Genomic DNA, 3,158 nt, shown 5'->3' with positions numbered 1-3,158 from the left:
CTGCTCGACGCGGTGCCCGACCTCGCCCATGTCGGCCGCGCCCGGGTGCCGGTCTCCGGCGAGATCCCGAACCCGATCGACCCGCCCCCGGGCTGCACCTTCAACCCGCGCTGCCCGCTGGCGAACGACCGCTGCCGCGCGGAAGTGCCGGCTTTGCTCGACGGCGTCGCCTGCCACGCGGTGCAGGAGGGGCGGGCCTGATTTCCGGGTCGATGCAGGCCGGATCGAAGGCTGTCTGTCGCCCTGGGACCATCCGGTTGCCAGGCGCGCGCGGCCGTCACTTCCTCAGCGGCACGCCCTTCGTGGTGAAACGCGGCGCGCCCGGATGGCGCATGGGGCGCGACTGGCCGCCTGCCTTGCCCGCACCGGCGCCCGTTCCCGGCGGCTGCGAGAGCGGAACCAGTTGGTCCGGCCTCGGCCCGATGAGGTCCGCGCGGCCCATCGCCCGCAGCGCCTCGCGCAACAGGGGCCAGTTCTCAGGATCGTGGTAGCGCAGGAACGCCTTGTGCAGCCGGCGCTGCCGCATCCCCTTGATCGCGTCGACCGGCTCGCTGCCGCCGCGCCGCACGCCCTGCAACGGGTTGATCTCGGTGTGATACATGGTCGTGGCGGTCGCCATGGGCGAGGGCAGGAACGTCTGGACCTGATCGGCGCGATAGTCGTTCTTCTTGAGCCAGAGGGCGAGGTTCATCATGTCCTCGTCGGTCGTGCCCGGATGCGCCGCGATGAAATACGGGATCAGGTAGTATTTCTTGCCGGCCTGCTTAGCGGCGGCGTCGAACATCTCCTTGAAGCGGTCATACGTGCCGATTCCCGGCTTCATCATCAGGTCGAGGGGGCCGCGCTCGGTGTGCTCGGGCGCGATCTTGAGACGGCCGCCGACGTGATGGGTCACGAGCTCCTTGACGTATTCGGGGCTCCGGACCGCGAGGTCGTAGCGCACGCCGGAGGCGACCATCACCTTCTTGACGCCCTTCACCTCCCGGACCTTGCGATAGAGCCGGATCAGGTCGTCGTGCGAGGTGTTCAGGTTCGGGCAGATATCGGGAAAGACGCAGGACGGCAGGCGGCACGCCGCCTCGATCTTCGGGTCCTTGCACGCCATCCGGTACATGTTCGCCGTCGGCCCGCCGACATCCGAGATCACGCCCGTGAAGCCCGGGGTCTTGTCGCGGATCTTCTCGATCTCGCGCAGGATCGAGTCTTCCGAGCGGTTCTGGATGACGCGGCCCTCGTGCTCGGTGATGGAGCAGAAGGTGCAGCCGCCGAAGCAGCCGCGCATGATGGTCACCGAGAACTTGATCATGTCCCACGCGGGGATCTTCGCGTCGCCGTAGGCGGGATGGGGGGCGCGGGCGTAGGGCAGATCGTAGACCGCATCCATCTCCTCGCTGGAGAGCGGGATCGGCGGCGGGTTCAGCCACAGATCGCGGTCGCCGTGGCGCTGGACGAGGGGGCGGGCGTTGCCGGGGTTGGCCTCCCGGTGAAGCACCCGCGAGGCGCGGGCATAGGCCTCCTTGTCGTCCTTGACCTGCTCGTAGGCGGGGAGCCGGATCACGGTCTCGCCGGGGCGACGGGCGGCGGCCTCGTCGGTCGAATCGAGATCGTCGGCGGGCAGCTCCGTGTAATGCTCGGGCACGCGGCGGAACAGGGCGACGCCCCGGACGGCGTCGAGGTCGTGCGGCGCCTCGCCGGCCGCGAGCCGGTTCGCCACCTCGACGACGGCGCGTTCGGCATTGCCGTAGATCAGCAGATCGGCCTTCGCGTCCGCCAGGATCGAGCGGCGCACCTTGTCGGACCAGTAATCGTAGTGGGCGATGCGGCGCAGCGACGCCTCGATGCCGCCGAGGATAATCGGCACGTCCTTGTAGGCCTCGCGGCAGCGCTGCGTGTAGACGATAGTCGAGCGGTCCGGGCGCCGGCCGCCCTCTCCACCCGCCGTGTAGGCGTCGTCGTGTCGGAGGCGACGGTCCGCCGTGTAGCGGTTCACCATCGAATCGAGATTGCCGCCGGTGACGCCGAAGAACAGCGTCGGCCTGCCCAAGGCCTTGAACGGCTCCGCCGATTGCCAGTCGGGCTGCGCGATGATGCCGACCCGGAATCCCTGCGCCTCGAGCAGCCGGCCGATGATGGCCATGCCGAAGCTCGGATGATCGACATAGGCGTCGCCCGTTACCAGGACGACGTCGCAGGCGTCCCACCCGAGCGTGTCCATCTCGGCGCGACTCATGGGCAGGAACGGCGCCGCCTTCCTGAGAAGCGGCACCTTGCAGCCGAGAGTCGCCAGGGATCGGCTCGCAGAAGCTTGGAGGTCCATGGGGTGGGTGCATAGACCGCCAAGGCCGCGAGCTCAACGAAGAGCGCGGATGTTGGGAGCCGCGACCTTTTCGACGCGCCCGAGACTTGCTTTCGATCTGCGCCGGAAGCGGAGATCGGGCCCGGGCCGGGAAGCAAGTATTTTTCTGTCGGCCAGCTTTCGTCCTGGGGCGGTGTCTATTCGACGTCCGCTCAAGGACATCGGGACGGACGCTCGAACGGCAAGGTCGGGTCGCAAGCGGAAGGCGGCGCGCGTCGAAGGTCGTCCGCCTCGCAAGAGGCGGCGTCCAACTCCCTCACGCGTCGCGCCACTCCGAAAACGTCGCCGCTTGGCCCACCGTCTCGCCGTCGCGGTCGAGTTGCCAGACCACCGCCTGCTCGATCCAGAAGCGCCGGCCGCCCTTGGCGATCCGCAGGCCCCGGTAGCCGCGGGTGAACCCGTCCCGGGCGACGGCGTCGAGGAGGCGTTGCCGCTCGGCGCGCTCGGGCGCCTCAGCCGAGAGCCGCGACGGCAGGCCGACCAGCTCGTCCCGCGCGTAGCCGAAGCAGGCCTGCGCGGCCCGGTTGGCGTAGACGAAGCGCGGGTCGGCGCCGCCGTTATGGGCCAGCACGACGAAGGGCGCCTGCTCGTAGAGCCAGGCCGCATCCGCCCCCTCCGGTACCAGCGCAGCGCCGAGGCGCCGCCGGTAGCTGCCGGTGAGGACGGCGAAGAAGTCGGGGTCGTGCGAGAGGTCCATCACGGTGGTCCGGGATCGGCTGCGCAGGTGCGCAGCCCATAGCCGATTCCGGGCCGGTCACGCGGTGCCGAATCCCACCCTACAGCACCGGATCCGCGTCGATGC

General features: G+C 69.4%; 3 protein-coding genes. 1 reads left to right on the top strand and 2 read right to left on the bottom strand.

Features of this window, described 5'->3' with window-relative positions:
- Positions 1-201, top strand: a 201-nt coding sequence (locus MKK67_RS06525) for an oligopeptide/dipeptide ABC transporter ATP-binding protein (protein WP_409568373.1), incomplete at its 5' end; no start/stop codon positions are given.
- A 76-nt stretch (positions 202-277) separates the two neighbouring features.
- Here the strand turns inward: MKK67_RS06525 and MKK67_RS06520 are convergent.
- Positions 278-2,317 (bottom strand): YgiQ family radical SAM protein, encoded by a 2,040-nt coding sequence (locus MKK67_RS06520; RefSeq protein ID WP_243962915.1) that lies wholly within the window; start codon positions 2,315-2,317, stop codon positions 278-280.
- A 295-nt stretch (positions 2,318-2,612) separates the two neighbouring features.
- A complete protein-coding gene (locus MKK67_RS06515) occupies positions 2,613-3,053 on the bottom strand; it encodes an MEKHLA domain-containing protein (RefSeq protein ID WP_243962914.1) in 441 nt (146 codons plus the stop codon).
- Positions 3,054-3,158: the final 105 nt, after the last annotated feature.

This window comes from Methylobacterium sp. J-072, from assembly GCF_022829425.1.
Lineage (GTDB): Bacteria > Pseudomonadota > Alphaproteobacteria > Rhizobiales > Beijerinckiaceae > Methylobacterium.
This window is presented reverse-complemented; position numbering and strand designations above follow the sequence as displayed.